This is a genomic window from Chryseobacterium sediminis (assembly GCF_008386505.1).
GTDB classification, from domain to species: Bacteria; Bacteroidota; Bacteroidia; order Flavobacteriales; family Weeksellaceae; genus Chryseobacterium; species Chryseobacterium sediminis.
Map to the genome: position 1 here is coordinate 2,525,811 of NZ_VUNZ01000001.1, position 15,726 is coordinate 2,541,536.

At 35.1% G+C, this 15,726-nt stretch carries 17 protein-coding genes; 10 read left to right on the plus strand and 7 right to left on the minus strand.

Annotated features, from left to right (window positions below; all coding sequences use genetic code 11):
* Positions 1-119: 119 nt before the first annotated feature.
* The 6 genes from FW780_RS11440 (at position 120) to FW780_RS11465 (ending at position 5,601) form a co-directional block, all read left to right on the plus strand.
* Complete coding sequence (locus tag FW780_RS11440) at positions 120-704, plus strand: DUF2975 domain-containing protein (protein WP_149833679.1); 585 nt, start codon at positions 120-122, stop codon at positions 702-704.
* 2 nt (positions 705-706) lie between these two features.
* The gene (locus FW780_RS11445) at positions 707-910 is read left to right on the plus strand and encodes a helix-turn-helix domain-containing protein (RefSeq protein ID WP_077418859.1); all 204 of its coding nucleotides are present in this window, start codon (positions 707-709) and stop codon (positions 908-910) included.
* A 10-nt stretch (positions 911-920) separates the two neighbouring features.
* Positions 921-1,361, plus strand: coding sequence for an ankyrin repeat domain-containing protein (locus tag FW780_RS11450; RefSeq protein WP_149833680.1), 441 nt, complete (start codon positions 921-923; stop codon positions 1,359-1,361).
* Between the two features lie 150 nt (positions 1,362-1,511).
* Positions 1,512-1,874: an ankyrin repeat domain-containing protein gene (locus FW780_RS11455; protein ID WP_149833681.1), complete on the plus strand. Its 363-nt coding sequence runs from the start codon at positions 1,512-1,514 to the stop codon at positions 1,872-1,874.
* 137 nt (positions 1,875-2,011) lie between these two features.
* Complete coding sequence (aspS, locus tag FW780_RS11460) at positions 2,012-3,766, plus strand: aspartate--tRNA ligase (RefSeq protein WP_149833682.1); 1,755 nt, start codon at positions 2,012-2,014, stop codon at positions 3,764-3,766.
* A gap of 503 nt (positions 3,767-4,269) precedes the next feature.
* Positions 4,270-5,601, plus strand: coding sequence for a M12 family metallopeptidase (locus FW780_RS11465; protein WP_149833683.1), 1,332 nt, complete (start codon positions 4,270-4,272; stop codon positions 5,599-5,601).
* 75 nt (positions 5,602-5,676) lie between these two features.
* Here FW780_RS11465 and FW780_RS11470 read toward each other — a convergent pair whose 3' ends face one another.
* Positions 5,677-6,951, minus strand: a complete 1,275-nt coding sequence (locus FW780_RS11470; protein WP_149833684.1) for an adenylosuccinate synthase — start codon at positions 6,949-6,951, stop codon at positions 5,677-5,679.
* Between the two features lie 158 nt (positions 6,952-7,109).
* Complete coding sequence (locus FW780_RS11475) at positions 7,110-7,679, minus strand: Crp/Fnr family transcriptional regulator (protein WP_149833685.1); 570 nt, start codon at positions 7,677-7,679, stop codon at positions 7,110-7,112.
* A 145-nt stretch (positions 7,680-7,824) separates the two neighbouring features.
* Between FW780_RS11475 and ku the strand changes: the two genes are divergently transcribed.
* The 4 genes from ku (at position 7,825) to FW780_RS11495 (ending at position 11,721) form a co-directional block, all read left to right on the plus strand.
* Positions 7,825-8,610, plus strand: a complete 786-nt coding sequence (gene ku, locus FW780_RS11480) for a non-homologous end joining protein Ku (RefSeq protein ID WP_149833686.1) — start codon at positions 7,825-7,827, stop codon at positions 8,608-8,610.
* A complete protein-coding gene (locus FW780_RS11485; RefSeq protein WP_149833687.1) occupies positions 8,610-9,215 on the plus strand; it encodes a DNA polymerase ligase N-terminal domain-containing protein in 606 nt (201 codons plus the stop codon). The genes ku and FW780_RS11485 overlap by 1 nt, the downstream gene beginning before the upstream one ends.
* Before the next feature lie 71 nt (positions 9,216-9,286).
* Complete coding sequence (gene ligD, locus FW780_RS11490; protein WP_149833688.1) at positions 9,287-11,158, plus strand: DNA ligase D; 1,872 nt, start codon at positions 9,287-9,289, stop codon at positions 11,156-11,158.
* Between the two features lie 29 nt (positions 11,159-11,187).
* Complete coding sequence (locus FW780_RS11495; protein ID WP_149833689.1) at positions 11,188-11,721, plus strand: hypothetical protein; 534 nt, start codon at positions 11,188-11,190, stop codon at positions 11,719-11,721.
* A gap of 72 nt (positions 11,722-11,793) precedes the next feature.
* Here FW780_RS11495 and FW780_RS11500 read toward each other — a convergent pair whose 3' ends face one another.
* The 5 genes from FW780_RS11500 to FW780_RS11520 form a co-directional block, all read right to left on the minus strand.
* Positions 11,794-12,639 carry a mechanosensitive ion channel family protein gene (locus FW780_RS11500; RefSeq protein ID WP_149833690.1) on the minus strand — a complete coding sequence of 282 codons (846 nt, stop codon included), beginning with the start codon at positions 12,637-12,639 and terminating at the stop codon, positions 11,794-11,796.
* A gap of 320 nt (positions 12,640-12,959) precedes the next feature.
* Complete coding sequence (locus tag FW780_RS11505) at positions 12,960-13,694, minus strand: SDR family NAD(P)-dependent oxidoreductase (protein WP_149833691.1); 735 nt, start codon at positions 13,692-13,694, stop codon at positions 12,960-12,962.
* Positions 13,695-13,848: 154 nt separating this feature from the next.
* The gene (yajC, locus tag FW780_RS11510; RefSeq protein ID WP_149833692.1) at positions 13,849-14,211 is read right to left on the minus strand and encodes a preprotein translocase subunit YajC; all 363 of its coding nucleotides are present in this window, start codon (positions 14,209-14,211) and stop codon (positions 13,849-13,851) included.
* Positions 14,212-14,221: 10 nt separating this feature from the next.
* Positions 14,222-14,728: a DUF1573 domain-containing protein gene (locus FW780_RS11515; RefSeq protein ID WP_149833693.1), complete on the minus strand. Its 507-nt coding sequence runs from the start codon at positions 14,726-14,728 to the stop codon at positions 14,222-14,224.
* A 1-nt stretch (position 14,729) separates the two neighbouring features.
* Positions 14,730-15,635, minus strand: coding sequence for a transcription antitermination protein NusB (locus tag FW780_RS11520; RefSeq protein WP_149833694.1), 906 nt, complete (start codon positions 15,633-15,635; stop codon positions 14,730-14,732).
* Positions 15,636-15,726 lie beyond the last annotated feature (91 nt).

Genomic DNA, 15,726 nt, shown 5'->3' on the forward strand with positions numbered 1-15,726 from the left:
ATACTGATTACTCTTGTAAAAAAATTGAATCAAAATATTTAAAAACAAAATTAACAATAAATATTTATCGTTTTACGATAAATATTTATACATTTACAACAAATAAAAATAATAATTACATGAAATTAATTGGTGAAAAGTCTCTCTCCACAATTTTAAATAAAATTCTGTTGGCTACCTCAATAGCTCAGCTTTTGTATTTAGGTTATTTAATTTTTGGATTCATTATAGTGTATCTCAACATACATCAAGGGACACAGTATTTCTCAGATACTTTTAAGACCGGAGATTTCAATAATGAAGTCACAAAAACAACTGCTGATTCTTCAGCCTTTCAATTCAACTTGCCCTTAACCGGTTCTGTAATCAAAGGAAGTTATACGCTTTATACTTTCATTTCAATTATATTTTTCATTGGATTTTACAGTCTGTTTACTTTTTATCTGTTCAGAATTTTTAAAGGAATGAGCAAGGAAATTATTTTTGATATAAAAGTGATCCGGGACCTCAAACTATTTGCCATTCTCAATATCATTTTCATTCCGGTTTATTGTGTCGTTTTATATTTCATGGACAAGTCTGTATACAGTATAGATCCAATGTTTATATTACTTCACCTTACCTTAGGAATCATTATCCTTTTTATTATAGAATTTTTTAAAAAAGGATATGAATTACAAACAGAAAATGACTTAACAATATAATTATGCCGATCATTATCAACATTGATGTAATGCTTGCAAAACGAAAAATGCAGTCTCAGGAACTGGCTGAAAAAATAGGAATTACACAAGCCAATCTTTCAATTTTAAAAAACGGAAAAGCCAAAGCCTTAAAAATTTCAACCTTAGAAGCAATCTGTACAGCACTGGATTGTCAGCCTGGCGATATATTAGAATTTAAACCTTAAAATAAATAATATGAAACTCAATTTAACCTTAAAAACAATCATTTTGACATGGGTTGTATTTTCAGCATTTGCCAACGCTCAAGAGCTGACTAATGAACACAAACAAATGCTGAAGTATGATAATACAGCTTATTTTAATACTCTGATCAATAAAAACAACATCAATACCTGTTATCAGATTGAAAATAACACCTATACTTTATTAGGCTTAGCCATTAAAATGAATAGTAAAGAGATATTCCAAAAACTGATTGATGAAAAAGCTGATTTGGACAAAGTATGTGACGGAAAAACCCCGTTGATGTTTGCTGCAAAATATGGAAATACAGAGTTCACAAAGAAACTGCTGGCCAATGGAGCAAAAAAAGAGACCAAAACATCGGCAGGTTATACCGCTCTGGACTATGCCCGGAAATATGAGAAGCCTGAGGTCATTAAGCTTTTGGAGTAATTTTCAATTTATAACATTCAAAACAGCAGTTTTGTAATTCTATAATGAATACGAGAATAATCTGATTAATAGAACGATAATTATTATCAAAACTTAGCAATTGGTAATAAAATTTAATTTAGATTTGTATATTCTTAAAAAAGTATTCTTATGAAAAAAATAATCTCTACTACCTTTCTATTTGGAATGTTACTATCCGGCAGCATGTTCTCTGCTCAGAAGATGACTCAGGAAAAGATGAAAGCCATCTATTCTGATGATGTGGCAACATTTAAAAAGCAGTTTGCCCCGGGAGATTACAACAAATGCTTCCTTGTTGGAAATATAGCTTACTCACCTCTTGGGTTTAGTGTAATGTCTGATAGAAAGAATATTATAAACTTCCTTTTGGACAACAAGGCTAATGTTAATAAAAAATGTCAGAATAAAACACCTCTTGAAGTAGCTGATGATACAAAAGGGACTGAAGAAATAAAGAAAATTCTGACAGAAAAAGGTGGTAATAGAAATTAAAAAACCTTAAAACAATATACGAAACTTCCGAAAGGAAGTTTTTTTTATTTATAAAACCTGCAAAAATCTTATCTTTGCCAACGAAAAATTCAAGGTTCGGAATTGAACCTTAAACATTGAACTTTAAACAAATAATTATGTTTCGATCACACACCAACGGAGAGCTATCTCTGAAAAATCTGAATGAAGAAGTTACACTATCAGGATGGGTACAAACTATCCGTGATAAAGGATTTATGATTTGGGTAGATCTTCGAGATCGTTACGGAATTACCCAGCTGGTTTTTGACCAGGAGCGTTCTTCTGCGCAACTGATGGAAGAAGCTAAAAAACTGGGCCGTGAATTTGTGATTCAGGCTACCGGAAAAGTTATTGAAAGAGTAAGCAAAAACCCTAATATTCCAACAGGGGAAATTGAAATTCTGGTAGAAAAACTGACTATTCTGAATGATTCTCAGCTTCCTCCTTTCACTATTGAGGATGAAACGGACGGCGGTGAAGAATTAAGAATGAAATACCGTTATCTGGATATCAGAAGAAATCCGGTAAAAGATAAACTGATCTTCCGTCACAAGATGGCACAGAAAGTAAGAAATTACTTATCAGAGGAAGGTTTCATTGAAGTGGAAACACCTGTTTTAATCAAGTCTACTCCGGAAGGGGCAAGAGACTTCGTGGTACCAAGCAGAATGAATCCGGGACAGTTTTATGCATTGCCACAATCTCCACAAACTTTCAAACAGCTTTTGATGGTAGGTGGAATGGATAAGTATTTCCAGATTGTAAAATGTTTCCGTGATGAGGATTTAAGAGCAGACAGACAGCCGGAATTTACACAGATCGACTGTGAAATGGCGTTTGTGGAGCAGGAGGATGTCATGAACGTTTTTGAAGGAATGACTAAAACTCTTATCAAAGATATTACAGGTCAGGAATTCGGAGATTTCCCAAGAATGACTTTCGCAGATGCAATGAGAAAATATGGAAATGACAAACCGGATATCCGTTTCGGAATGGAGTTCGTAGAGCTGAACGAACTGGTAAAAGGAAAAGACTTTAAAATATTTGATGACGCAGAATTAGTTGTCGGAATCAATGTAGAAGGATGCGCAGAATATACGAGAAAACAGATAGATGAACTTGTTGATTGGGTAAAGCGTCCTCAGGTTGGAGCTTCAGGAATGGTTTGGGCTAAATTCCAGAATGACGGAGTGAAAACCTCATCAGTGAACAAATTCTACAACGAAGAGGATTTAGCAAAAATCATTGAAAAATTCGGGGCTAAAGAAGGAGACTTAATGTTGATTCTTTCCGGAAACGAAAATAAAGTAAGAGCCCAGCTTTCTGCTTTAAGAATGGAGCTTGGAAACCGTTTGGGATTAAGAAAAGGAAATGTATTTGCACCACTTTGGGTTGTTGACTTTCCGCTATTGGAATTTGATGAAGAAAGTGGACGTTACCATGCAATGCACCACCCGTTTACTTCTCCAAAACCGGAAGATATCCACTTATTAGAAACAGACCCAGGAAAAGCAAGAGCTAATGCTTATGACATGGTTCTGAACGGAAACGAAATCGGAGGAGGATCAATCAGAATTTTTGACAGAGATCTTCAATCCAGAATGTTTGATTTATTAGGATTTACCAAAGAAGAAGCAGAGGCCCAGTTTGGATTCCTTATGAATGCCTTCAAATACGGGGCACCGCCACACGGAGGTTTAGCATTCGGGTTTGACCGTTTGGTAGCAATCCTTGACGGAAATGAAGTTATCAGAGATTATATCGCATTCCCTAAGAACAATTCAGGACGAGATGTAATGATTGACGCACCTGCCTCAATTGCTGATGCACAGCTCGATGAACTGGAATTACAACTAAACTTAAAAGCATAAAAGTAAAGCGGGGTATTTGCCCCGCTTTTTTTATTATAAGTTACAGGAATCTTCTATTTACCAACGTTCTATATCGGCTATATTATATGAAAAAATAATTTACATAGTGTAACATTATTGGGATTCTACAACATTACAAATTTTAGTATAATTTATTAATTTGTTGATAGAATTAGCTTTATGTCACTATAAAAGACAGTTTTCGTCACTATATCAAATATTCGTGAAATAATTAAATTTGAAAATAAATAGTAAAAATTAAATCAAAATAAATTATTTAGAGAAACAAATACATTTTTTAAATAAAAACCCAACAAAACAATCATTATATTATGTTATGTTTAAATAATAACTTTTATTAATATATTTGTCACACATAGCTGAATTATAATGAAGACTTACTCAAAACTCAGGATTTGATTAATTTTAATAATCTTTTGCGTATGATAATAATTTAGCTGTTCATATTTAAAAACCTGATCACCAAACCAATATTAAATAATATGAAAAGCAAACTATTACTCTTATCAGGATGCCTAGTTTTGGCACTGAATTCATGTAGGTCTGATATTGAAAACGCACAGGCAGATTCAATGGACCCAACAACAACGAAGCTAGACAACGCAAAGATTCACAAATTATTAATTAACGGAAACTACACGTATGTTAATGAAGTAAATGGAGAATATTTTTATGCAGATGATATTACTATCAGCTCCGAACAGTTTGACAAATTAAAGATGCAGGCCAATTCTGAAATGTCAACAGCTGGAAAAAGCACCATTGTAAGTTCTTTTATTAAGACATGGCCGAATGCAACCGTCTATTATACATTACCCAGCCAGGGAAGTATGAGTACTCAGAATTACAATACATTCCTTACCAATATCAACAAAGCGTTTGATATGATTTCTTCTCAAACCAATGTTCAGTTTGTTGAACGTACCAATCAGACAGAGTATATCACCTTTACGTATACAACGTCCAACAGTTCTCCACTTGGATGGCAAAAAAACAGAGTTAACGGGATTAAAATTTACAATATTACTTATCCTGCAATTATTGCTCACGAAATCATGCACTCCATGGGAATCATGCATGAGCAGTGCCGTCCGGACAGAGATCAGTATATTATCGTAGATGTAAACAAAGCTGTAGAAGGAAGCCGCCATAACTTCAACCTTTACAATGATTACGCAGGACATGGTGCATTTGATTTCGGATCAGTAATGATGTATCAGTCTACAGACTTTGCTATAGACCCAAGTCAGCCCGTAATGACAAAATTGGACGGATCTACTTTCACTAAGCAAAGAACAGGACTATCTGCCGGTGATTATGCCGGAATTAATCACTTGTATGGACCTGTAAATGCCACTTCTGCAGTCAACGGGACTTATACAATGACAACAGCTTTAGCTAATGATAAAAATTTAGATATTTCCGGAAGCTCCACTACAGACGGTACCAGCGTAATTCTGTACTCAGCTTCTACTGGAAATAACCAGAGATTTACATTTAGCAAATCAGATCATGGTTATTATATCATCAAATCTATATTGGATCCTGCAAAGGTGTTAACCGTAAAAGCTAACGGAACAACGAATGGAACGGCTGTTGAATTAAGAACCAATTCTAATACAGATTCTCAGAAATGGTTATTATTCAATTTGGGAAATAATGGTTTTGGATTCGCTCCTAAGAATGCACCATCATTGAGATTAGAAGTAAAAAATGGCTTAACAACTAATCTTACCCCAATTGTAATTGGTACTACAGATCAAACGGTTCAGCCTTCAACAAAGCAACGCTTTATACTTACAAAAGTTAACTAAGCTTTTTCACCCAAATAAAGAGGTTAGGAACAAAATTCCTAACCTCTTCTTTTTATTATAATTTCTGTCCAATAACTATTTATCGGTTAATTTCAACATTTCATTTCTGCCCGGCCCTGTGGAAAGATAAGCCACCGGAATTCCTAATTCTGTTTCCAGAAATGCAAGAAACTCGTTAACTTCTGCTGGCAGTTCCGAAGGACTTTTCATAGCAGAAAAATCAGCATCCCATCCCTTCATCCATTTCAGTATAGGTTTTCCATTTTCAGGAAGTAAACCTGATACATCTATTGTTTTTCCATCTTCAAGTTCATAATGGGTACACACTGCTACCGATTTCAATCCGCTTAAAACATCTGCCTTCGTCAGAACCAACTGAGTAACTCCATTGATCATCACCGCATACTTTAAAGCAGGTAAATCTAACCAGCCAGTTCTTCTTGGACGTCCGGTATTGGAACCAAATTCATTTCCTTTTGTTCTTATCTCGTCGCCCAATTCATCAAATAATTCTGTCGGAAATACTCCATTTCCTACTCTAGTACAGTATGCCTTTGCAATTCCAAATATTTCACCGATCTTTTTCGGTGAAACACCAAGTCCACTGCTCGCTCCTGAAGCAGTAGTTGAAGAAGAAGTAACATAAGGATATGTTCCATGGTCAATATCAAGCATTGCGGCCTGAGATCCTTCAGCTAATATTGTTTTTCCTTCTGCCAGAGCATTGTTTAAATATATTTCTGTTTCAATACATTTGAACCTCTTAAGAAAGTCTACCGCTTCAAAAAACTCATTGCTTATTTCCTCCAAAGAAGGAAGCTCCATACCTCCTGCTGTCAGCATTTTATAATCTCTTTCTAAAATATGCTGCACTCTACTTCTAAAGTCAGGAGCAAACATATCTCCCACTCTTACATTCTGTCTTAAAATTTTATTTGAATACGCCTGTGCAATCCCGTTTTTCGTTGTCCCGATGGTTGTATAATCAGAACTTTCTTCCATAAAAACATCCAGAAGCTTGTGGGTTGGCAGTACAAAGTGAGCTTTAAGAGAAATAATCACATTGTTTTCCGGCTGAACGGTGTTATCAAATACCTGAAGATTTGCAATTTCTTTTTTAAAACTTACAGGATCCAAAACAGTTCCCGTGCCGATCACATTCTGCACCCCTTTCATGAAGATCCCCGAAGGAATCATTTTAAGCGTTATTCTACGTCCGTTTCTTTCAATGCTGTGCCCAGCATTAGATCCGCCATTAAAACGTGCTGTAATGTCGTAATTTTCACTGATAAGATCAATAAACTTTCCTTTACCTTCATCTCCCCATTGTAATCCTAATACAATATCCATATTCGTACTTTAATTTTTATGAGGCAAAGCTATGACAGTCAACGAGAAAGGCCATTGCCATTTGACAAAAAGAGATTTAATAAGTTTAATGGTAGAAACTAAAAACAGTTCATAAACTCTCAAACACTCTTACTCTCCAACTCCTAAGTATTGATAATCTAAATGATATTTCTCCTTATTCTGCTCAGCGAAGAAGGAGTGACCCCAAGATAAGATGCCAGCATAGACTGAGGAACTCTGTTGGCAAGACCGGGATAATGATTTAAAAAGTGAATGTACCGTGATTTTGCATCCTGATTCAGCATGATACTCGCTACCTTCAGCTTATTCTCCACAACAAAAGCATGGATTCTTGCAAATAAAACCGGCCACACTGTTATCTTCTCTTCCAGTATTTTAAAATGCTTAAGATCTATCACCAGCAATACAGCATCGGTAATCGCTTCAATATCTTCGTGAGCAGGCAGTTGATCAGTAAAACCCTGAAAATCTCCGATAAACCTTCCTTCGTAAATAAAATAGCGGGTAAAATCATCCCCTTGTTTATTATAATACAAAGACCGGAAGACTCCTTCTTTCACAAAAGCAATTCTTTGGCTCACCTTACCTGCTTCTATAAAAGGATCTCCTTTCTTTACAGTGATTTCCTGAATTCCTTCAGCAATCAAAAGTTCATCCTGAGGATTCAGTGTCCCGAATTTTTTGATATAATTAAAAAGTTCTTCCATATTTTTTTGTAACCACGGATTACGGAAAGATAAAGGTATAAAAGTAGAAGCTAAAAACAATTGTCATTTGACAAAAAGCCTACTAAAGGTACCACACAAGCCTCCAACGGCATGTTAATTGCTTGATTTTTAAAAACGTAAGACAATGAAAGCAATTTGGAATGGCGCCATTGGCTTCGGTTTAGTCAACATTCCTGTTAAAATTTATTCCGCAACTGAAACTACAAAATTGGATCTCGATATGCTCGACAAATCTGATTTTTCCAATATCCGGTTCAAAAGAGTAAATGAAAATACGGGAAAAGAAGTTAAATGGGAAAATATCGTCAAAGGTTATCTCGTGGACGACAAATATATTGTTCTCGATGAGGAAGATTACGAAGCAGCAAGTCCCGAAAAGTCAAAAATACTCTCTATTGACCAGTTTGTAAAGGAAGTAGAAGTAGATAGTGTCTATTTTGAAAACCCTTACTATCTGGAGCCTCAGAAAAATGGAGAAAATGCCTACAGACTTTTACTGAAAGCTCTTGAAAAAACAGCTATGGTAGGAATCGGAACATTTGTACTCCGGGAAACAGAAGCTATTGGAATGATCCGTCCATACAAAGATGACATCCTCGTTCTCAACCGTTTGAGATTTGATCAGGAAATAAGAGATTATAAAGATTTAAAAATTCCCGTTCAAAAAGCTCCCAAGCCGGCAGAACTTAAAATGGCTGTTAATCTTATTGAGCAGCTTTCTCAGGATTTTGATCCCACAATGTACAAAGACACCTATTCTGATGAACTGATGAAGATCATCAAACAGAAAGCAAAAGGTAAAAATATAAAAGCTAAAAAAGCACAGCCTGCAAAAGAAGGTAAAGTAATTGACCTCATGGCTCAGTTAAAAGCCAGCCTGAATACCTCTAAATCCAAATCCGCATCGTAATGGCTCTCAAAGATTATCATGATAAAAGAAAGTTCGATGAAACCAGCGAACCTAAAGGAAAAACAAAAAAAAGCAAAGACAAACTGATTTTTGTGATTCAAAGGCATGCCGCTTCCAGACTGCATTATGATTTTCGGCTTGAAATGGAAGGTGTACTGAAAAGCTGGGCCGTTCCTAAAGGCCCGTCTTTAGATCCAAAAGATAAAAGGCTTGCCATGATGGTGGAAGATCATCCTTATGATTATAAAGATTTCGAAGGAAATATCCCCGAAGGAAATTATGGTGCAGGACAAGTGGAAGTATGGGACAGCGGAACTTATGAGCCTTTGGAAAAAAACACCAAACTTTCCCATGAAAAAGAGCTGCTGAAAGAATTGCATGCCGGTTCACTAAAATTCATTTTACACGGTAAGAAACTGAAAGGTGAATTTGCCTTGGTTAAAATGAAAAATACCGATGACAACGCATGGCTGCTCATCAAACACAAAGACGAATTTGCCGAAAGTCCCTATGATGCTGAAGAAAACACTTCACCAAAATCTTTGGTTACCCAATTTTTAGAGGAAAAAAAAAGCCTAAAAATAAAAGAAAAAAAGAAGTCATAACCTCTGAGAAACCCTTCAGAAGTTTTAATTCTTTAACGAATGAAAAAAAAATAAAGTCTTTCATAAAACCTATGTTGGCTAAGCTTTCCGAAGAAGCTTTCAATGATAAAGACTGGATTTTTGAAATAAAATGGGATGGCTACAGAGCCGTTGCTGACTTAAGCCATGACATCCCTCTTTTCTATTCCCGGAACGGAATTTCATTTTTATCCAAATTTGAAAAAATAGCACTGGAATTTGAACAACAGAAACACCACGTGATTCTGGATGGTGAAGTGGTAGCCTATGATGAACAAGGAAAACCTAATTTTCAGCTTTTGCAGCAAATCGGGGATCATCCAGATGCAGCTCTTGTGTATCATGTTTTTGATCTGCTCTGGCTGAATGGCCATTCTACAGAAGATCTCCCCCTTATTCAGCGAAAAGAACTTTTAAAAGAGGCCCTGACCGAAACTGATCGTATTAAATATTGTGATCATATTCCGGAAAAAGGTGTTGAGTTTTTTGCACAAATGAAAAAAATGCAATTGGAAGGGATGATTGCAAAACGTTCACAAAGCCAATATATCGAAAATCACAGAACCAGTGACTGGCTTAAAATCAAATTTTCCAATACAGAAGAGGTTATTATTTGTGGTTTCACAGAACCCAGAGGTTCACGGAAAAGTTTCGGTGCCTTAATTTTAGGGAAATATCTGAATGGAAAGCTTACTTACTGCGGACATACCGGAACGGGTTTCAATAATGCTTCTTTAAAAGAGCTTTACCGGAAACTTCAGAAACTCGTTGTGAAATCATCACCATTCGAGGCTATTCCCAAGACCAATATGCCGGTAACCTGGACAAAGCCTGAACTCATCTGTGAAATCAAATATTCTGAAATTACACGAGATGGAATCTTCAGACATCCCGTTTTTATAGGGATACGAGAAGACAAAGATAGTAAAGACATCAAAGATTCATCCTTCACCGAAAAACCTAAAGAAATGAAAACGAAAGCATCGTCAAAAAAAACTGAAATTTCTGAGAAAGAAAAAGAGATTACTTTAGACAAACATATCGTAAAGCTTACGAATCAGGATAAAATCTATTTCCCAAAAGACGGCATTACCAAAGGAGATGTCATTGACTACTATCAATCAGTGGCCAGTTATATTCTTCCTCATTTAAAAAACCGTCCGCTTTCTCTTAACCGCTTTCCAAATGGAATTGAAGAACAGAGTTTTTATCAGAAAGATGCCGGAGATCATATTCCGGACTGGATAAAAACTACACAGGTATATTCTGAATCCAATGATAAATACATAGACTATATATATTGCAATGACAAAGCAACTTTAGCCTATCTGAATAATTTAGGCTGTATTGACCTCAACCCATGGAACAGTTCTTTACCGGATCTGGAGCATCCTGATTATTTGGTTTTAGACCTGGATCCATCTTCCAAAAATACATTTGATGAGGTGATTGAAACAGCACTTCAGGTGAATGAGGTTTTAAAAGCTATTAAAGTAAAAGGGTACTGCAAAACTTCAGGAAGTACAGGAATTCATATCTATATTCCCATGGGATCTCATTATGATTTTGACCAGGTAAAAGATTTCGCCCATATTCTTATGAAACAGGTTAATGAAAAATTACTTGAGATTACGACTTTGGAAAGAAGTCTTCAAAAAAGAGATAATAAAAAAATCTACCTCGATTACCTTCAAAACAGGACAGGACAAACTCTGGCAAGCGCGTACAGTCTGAGGCCTAAACAGGGAGCTTCAGTTTCCATGCCTCTGGATTGGGATGAATTGAAGCCCGGACTGAAACCTACAGATTTTAATATTAATAATGCCCTGGACAGGATTAAGAAGAAAGGAGATTTGTTCAAACCGGTTTTGGGTAAGGGAATTGATATGATGAAAGCTTTGGAGCTGCTGCAAAATATTGATTAATTTCTATACTTTTGCCGGAAATTATAATAATGGAAAACACATTGAATGTTCCGATAACTTTTAATGAAAATATTGTACGCAAGCAATTGTGGAAATATTTTTATTATTCATGGAAAAAGAAACTCCCAACTATTCTTAGAAATTTATGTTACACCCTTCTTATTCTCTTTATTTTTGATAGCCTTATCGGTAATAAGAGCAGGTATGACTTTTTACGATTTGCATTCATATTTTCCGGAGTAGTCTGCATATTTTATCTTATCTACTTTTTTTATCAGAAAGCCAATCATTCCATTAAATTAGATAAACATATTGATGAATTAAAAGGCTACCATCCTATAACAGAATTATATTTTGATGAAGACAGCATCCTTATCAAAAGTGAACAGTTTGATGTAAGAAGTATTTGGAAAAAAGTAACCTATGAAGTTTACAATAAAATCATATTGATACATATTGAATTGGGCACAGTCTTTACTTTCCTTGTCAGTGAGGAAGAAACTAATCAATATACGGAAATACTTGAATTTTTAAAAAGTAAAACAAAATCAAAAGATAAATAATTTTCATTTGAATTGTAAAGAATAAAAAAGCTCCTGCATTAAACAAATACAGGAGCTTTTTATATCAATGAATTACTTGTTGTAAACATGCATATCTCTTTGTGGAAAAGGAATTCCAATTTCTGCTTTATCGAGAGCTTCTTTACAACCGATGATTAGTTCTTCGTTCATCGCCCAGAAATTTTCTGTAGAAGTACTTACTCTTATTGATAAATTGACCGCACTTTCTCCAAGCTCAGTCACCACTACTTGTGGTGCAGGTGTTTCAAGAGCATACTGATTACTTTTAATGACATTCATTAAAATATCTTTGGTCTGTCTTAAATCTGCATCATATGCAACTCCGATATCCAATGAAGTTCTTCTTGTTCCCAGCTGGGTAAAATTGGTAATACTGTTATTTGAAACCACCCCGTTAGGAATAACGATCAATTGGTTTTGTGGCGTAACCAGTTTCGTATGAAAAATATCTATTGCCAGCACCGTCCCTGAAACTCCGGAATTGGTAGAAATAAAGTCACCAATTTTAAACGGTTTTAATAATAAAATTAAGATTCCTCCTGCAAAATTCGTTAAGGATCCCTGTAAAGCTAAACCTACCGCCAGACCTGCGGCACCAATCATGGCAACAAATGCAGATGTCTGTACTCCCAGCTGAGTTACAACTACAATGAATAGCAGAATATTAAGTCCCCAATTGATAATATTCAACAGGAAATGCTGCAATGAAGCTTCCATATTACGTTTTTTGAAACCCTTCTCAGCCAGTTTCTTGATCATTCTTATCATCCATGATCCAATCAGATAAATTAATAATGCAGAAATAACTGCAGTAAAAACCCTCGGTGCCCATGAAATTGCTGAAGAAATTAATGTGTCCCAGTGTTGTTGAATCTTGTTCAGTTCTAAATCGTCCATTGTATGCTATGTGTTTACTATTATATCATGAGATATTAAGTTCCGCAGGATTTAAAAATGATTAAATAATACTATCCAAAAAAGAAATTTACCTTACACTTCAAAAGTGAAAGTAAATGATATTATAGATTAAAATAGATTGGCAGCAGAACAGATTGTTTCAGCTTTACTCAATAATCATTCAGAAATTGAATCTTGCAGGAAGAAATAATTTTCGGGTCATAGAATTACAAAAACGATACCGAAGTATGATGATCATCAAAATTAACTTCTTTAAAAACTAAAATTATCAACAAAACAGCGCTTGCCGGCGAATATTTTTATGGCAATTTTGCAGCCAGACTTTCCGGCAAAAGTCTAAGAATATGGTAGATCATTTTCCACTTAAAATTCGGAACAATCGTAAAGGAATTTCCTGCATTGACAATATATTTCGCCACATAATCGGGTTCCATGATCAAGGATTCATTCAATTCCAATCCTTCATTGATTTTCGTTCTGATATAGCCAATGACTAATGCATTGACAATAATTTTTCGGGAAGCTAATTCCTGTCTCAATCCAGCCAGAAACTGAGTAAATGCAGCTTTGGTACTTCCGTAAACAAAATTACTTTTTCTTCCTCTCACTCCGGACAATGAAGAGAGTCCAATTATTCTTTCAAGGTTTTTGTTGTCTTCATCCATTGCAATAATGCTCAGGATAGAGACTCCGCCCATATAATTGACTTCCATCATTTGTTTTGCACCTTTAAAATCAGTCAGTGCCTTTTGGTTATCAACTAAAAACCCCGCTGCATATACCACAATATGAGGTTTTACAGGAAGTTCGGAATAAAATTTATGATGTGAATCAAAATCTGCTGCATCAAAATACAAAACAGAAACTTTTGAAGAGTCCAGATGATTTGAATTAATAAAATCTTCCAGAGATGTGGTATTTCTGGAAGCAGCGATCACTGCAAATCCTTTTTCAATATATTGCTTAATACATTGTTTTGCTACATCTGAATTAGCTCCCAGAATAAGAACCGTTTTGTTTGTGTTTTGATTCATAGAACAAAGATAATTTTATTAATCACTATTCCCAAATGAAGTCTGAGACTACTTAATCATCTTTATTAAATTTTGTTCCGGTTGGTAAGCTATATAAAAGACTGCGGCGGGTGAACTTTGTTCACCCGCCGCAGCTAAATATTTTCAGACTGAATTATTTCTTTTCTTCAGTTGCTGTTTCTTTTTTGTCATCTGCTTTATCTGCAGATTTTGTTTTATCTCCAAAACGAGATTCTGTCATTTCTCTGGAAACCGCAGCTTTTTCAAATTTCAGTTTCCCTGATAATGTTTCAATAACAAAACCATCATCCTGAACCTGAGCAATTCTTCCGTGAAGACCTGAAGTAAGGACTACTCTTGTTCCTACTTTAAGGTTTTCCTGAAAGTTTTTCTCTTGCTTTTGTTTTTTCATCTGAGGTCTTATCATCAGGAAATAAAATCCTACAAACATTACCCCCATCATAATCAGCATCATAGGTGAAGACCCACCTGCTGCCTGTAAAAATAGTGTCAACATATTGTAATTATTATGGTTGAATGTTCGCTGTAAATGTCAATCTGATTGGAGCTTTTTCTACGTTTGCAAAAACATCTGCATATTTCTGAACGTTTCCGTCAAAGCTTGAAGAATCAAAGTGTAATGTCACTTTTCCTTTTTTACCTGGCATAATCGGCTCTTTTGTGAAATCAGGAGCTGTACATCCGCATCCTGGCTTAACTTCAGAAATGATTAAAGGGTTTTTCCCGGTATTGGTAATTTCATATACGTGTTCCACTTTATCTCCTTTTTTGATTTTTCCAAAATCGAAGCTGTTTTCGGATAAAGCAACAGAAGTAGATGGTTCCTTAGAAACCGGAGCTGCTGCTTCACCAGTTACAGGTGCTGCCGCAGAATCAGTGGTTACCGGAGCCGCAACAGCTGCAGAATCAGTAGTTGCAGTTTCAGTACTTTGAGTTTCTTTGTTTTCTTTTTTACATGAAACTAACCCAAAGCCTATAATAGACAAGGCGATAATTGATAACGTCTTTTTCATTTTATATTCTATTTTGATCTTTACAATATTTATCTAAAATACCATTGATGAAGATATTGGAACGGTCAGTAGCGAATACTTTTGCAATTTCAATATATTCATTAATAACAACTCTTGAAGGTGTGAAAGCAAAATTATCAAGTTCCGCAATCGCTGTAGATAAAATAACTTTATCCATTAAAGAAACTCTTTCCAAATCCCAGTTTTCTAGTCTTTCTCCCAGTTTCTTTTCATTGTTTTCCCAGTTGTTCAGAGTATCTTTCAACAGTTTGGCAGCGAAAGTCTTATCTTCTTCATCTTTAATCATTTTAATTAAAGTTCTGCTTTCTTCATCTTCTCTCAGGAAACCGATTGTTTTTTGTACCATGGAGTTGGCAATGTGAATGTCATCATACCATGAAAGTTCTTTATCTCCCAGATAATCATGAAAATCTTCATTTTCAGCAATATATCTTAAAAATAATTTTCCAATAAATTTCTGATCATCTTCAAAAGAGTATCCATCTTCTTTCATGAAATCCTGATAACGCTTTCCAGCAGTAATTCTTTGGAAAGTTTTTACCAATAAGTCATCATGCATATCCCATTTCAACTGCTTATGCTGGCCTGTAAAAAATAATCTTTCAGGATTTTCTTCCAGTTTAAGCAATACTTGGTTGTTGATGAATTTTTGGTTAGGATTAATGTCAGAATCAGTTTTAAGATATTTGTTCTTACCAATTTCGATCTGATGTTCTGCTAATTCTTTCAGAGCCACCAAAAAATTAAGTTGGTAGATGTATAGATAATAGATTTTCTCTATCCCAGCGAACATGTTTTTCTCTAAAACATCAAACTTTACAGGATTTTGGTAGTATGAATACACTGTCTGTACTACTTTTTCACGGATTTGTCGTCTTCCTAACATTCAAAGAGCTTTTTTATGGGTGCAAAGATACAAAATTTAAAATTGATGAAATTCGTAGTGTGATGACATTTTTGTAATTTTGTCAAACTAT

What these genes read in the sequence shown, in the direction of transcription:
- FW780_RS11495 (WP_149833689.1), top strand. Translation starts at nt 11,188, where the DNA reads ATGGAAAACACATTGAATGTTCCGATAACTTTTAATGAAAATATTGTA.
- FW780_RS11485 (WP_149833687.1), top strand. Translation starts at nt 8,610, where the DNA reads ATGGCTCTCAAAGATTATCATGATAAAAGAAAGTTCGATGAAACCAGC.
- yajC (WP_149833692.1), bottom strand. Translation starts at nt 14,211, where the DNA reads ATGTTGACACTATTTTTACAGGCAGCAGGTGGGTCTTCACCTATGATG.
- aspS (WP_149833682.1), top strand. Translation starts at nt 2,012, where the DNA reads ATGTTTCGATCACACACCAACGGAGAGCTATCTCTGAAAAATCTGAAT.
- FW780_RS11515 (WP_149833693.1), bottom strand. Translation starts at nt 14,728, where the DNA reads ATGAAAAAGACGTTATCAATTATCGCCTTGTCTATTATAGGCTTTGGG.
- FW780_RS11520 (WP_149833694.1), bottom strand. Translation starts at nt 15,635, where the DNA reads ATGTTAGGAAGACGACAAATCCGTGAAAAAGTAGTACAGACAGTGTAT.
- FW780_RS11445 (WP_077418859.1), top strand. Translation starts at nt 707, where the DNA reads ATGCCGATCATTATCAACATTGATGTAATGCTTGCAAAACGAAAAATG.
- ligD (WP_149833688.1), top strand. Translation starts at nt 9,287, where the DNA reads ATGTTGGCTAAGCTTTCCGAAGAAGCTTTCAATGATAAAGACTGGATT.
- FW780_RS11440 (WP_149833679.1), top strand. Translation starts at nt 120, where the DNA reads ATGAAATTAATTGGTGAAAAGTCTCTCTCCACAATTTTAAATAAAATT.
- FW780_RS11500 (WP_149833690.1), bottom strand. Translation starts at nt 12,639, where the DNA reads ATGGACGATTTAGAACTGAACAAGATTCAACAACACTGGGACACATTA.
- FW780_RS11450 (WP_149833680.1), top strand. Translation starts at nt 921, where the DNA reads ATGAAACTCAATTTAACCTTAAAAACAATCATTTTGACATGGGTTGTA.
- FW780_RS11470 (WP_149833684.1), bottom strand. Translation starts at nt 6,951, where the DNA reads ATGGATATTGTATTAGGATTACAATGGGGAGATGAAGGTAAAGGAAAG.
- FW780_RS11465 (WP_149833683.1), top strand. Translation starts at nt 4,270, where the DNA reads ATGAAAAGCAAACTATTACTCTTATCAGGATGCCTAGTTTTGGCACTG.
- ku (WP_149833686.1), top strand. Translation starts at nt 7,825, where the DNA reads ATGAAAGCAATTTGGAATGGCGCCATTGGCTTCGGTTTAGTCAACATT.
- FW780_RS11505 (WP_149833691.1), bottom strand. Translation starts at nt 13,694, where the DNA reads ATGAATCAAAACACAAACAAAACGGTTCTTATTCTGGGAGCTAATTCA.
- FW780_RS11455 (WP_149833681.1), top strand. Translation starts at nt 1,512, where the DNA reads ATGAAAAAAATAATCTCTACTACCTTTCTATTTGGAATGTTACTATCC.
- FW780_RS11475 (WP_149833685.1), bottom strand. Translation starts at nt 7,679, where the DNA reads ATGGAAGAACTTTTTAATTATATCAAAAAATTCGGGACACTGAATCCT.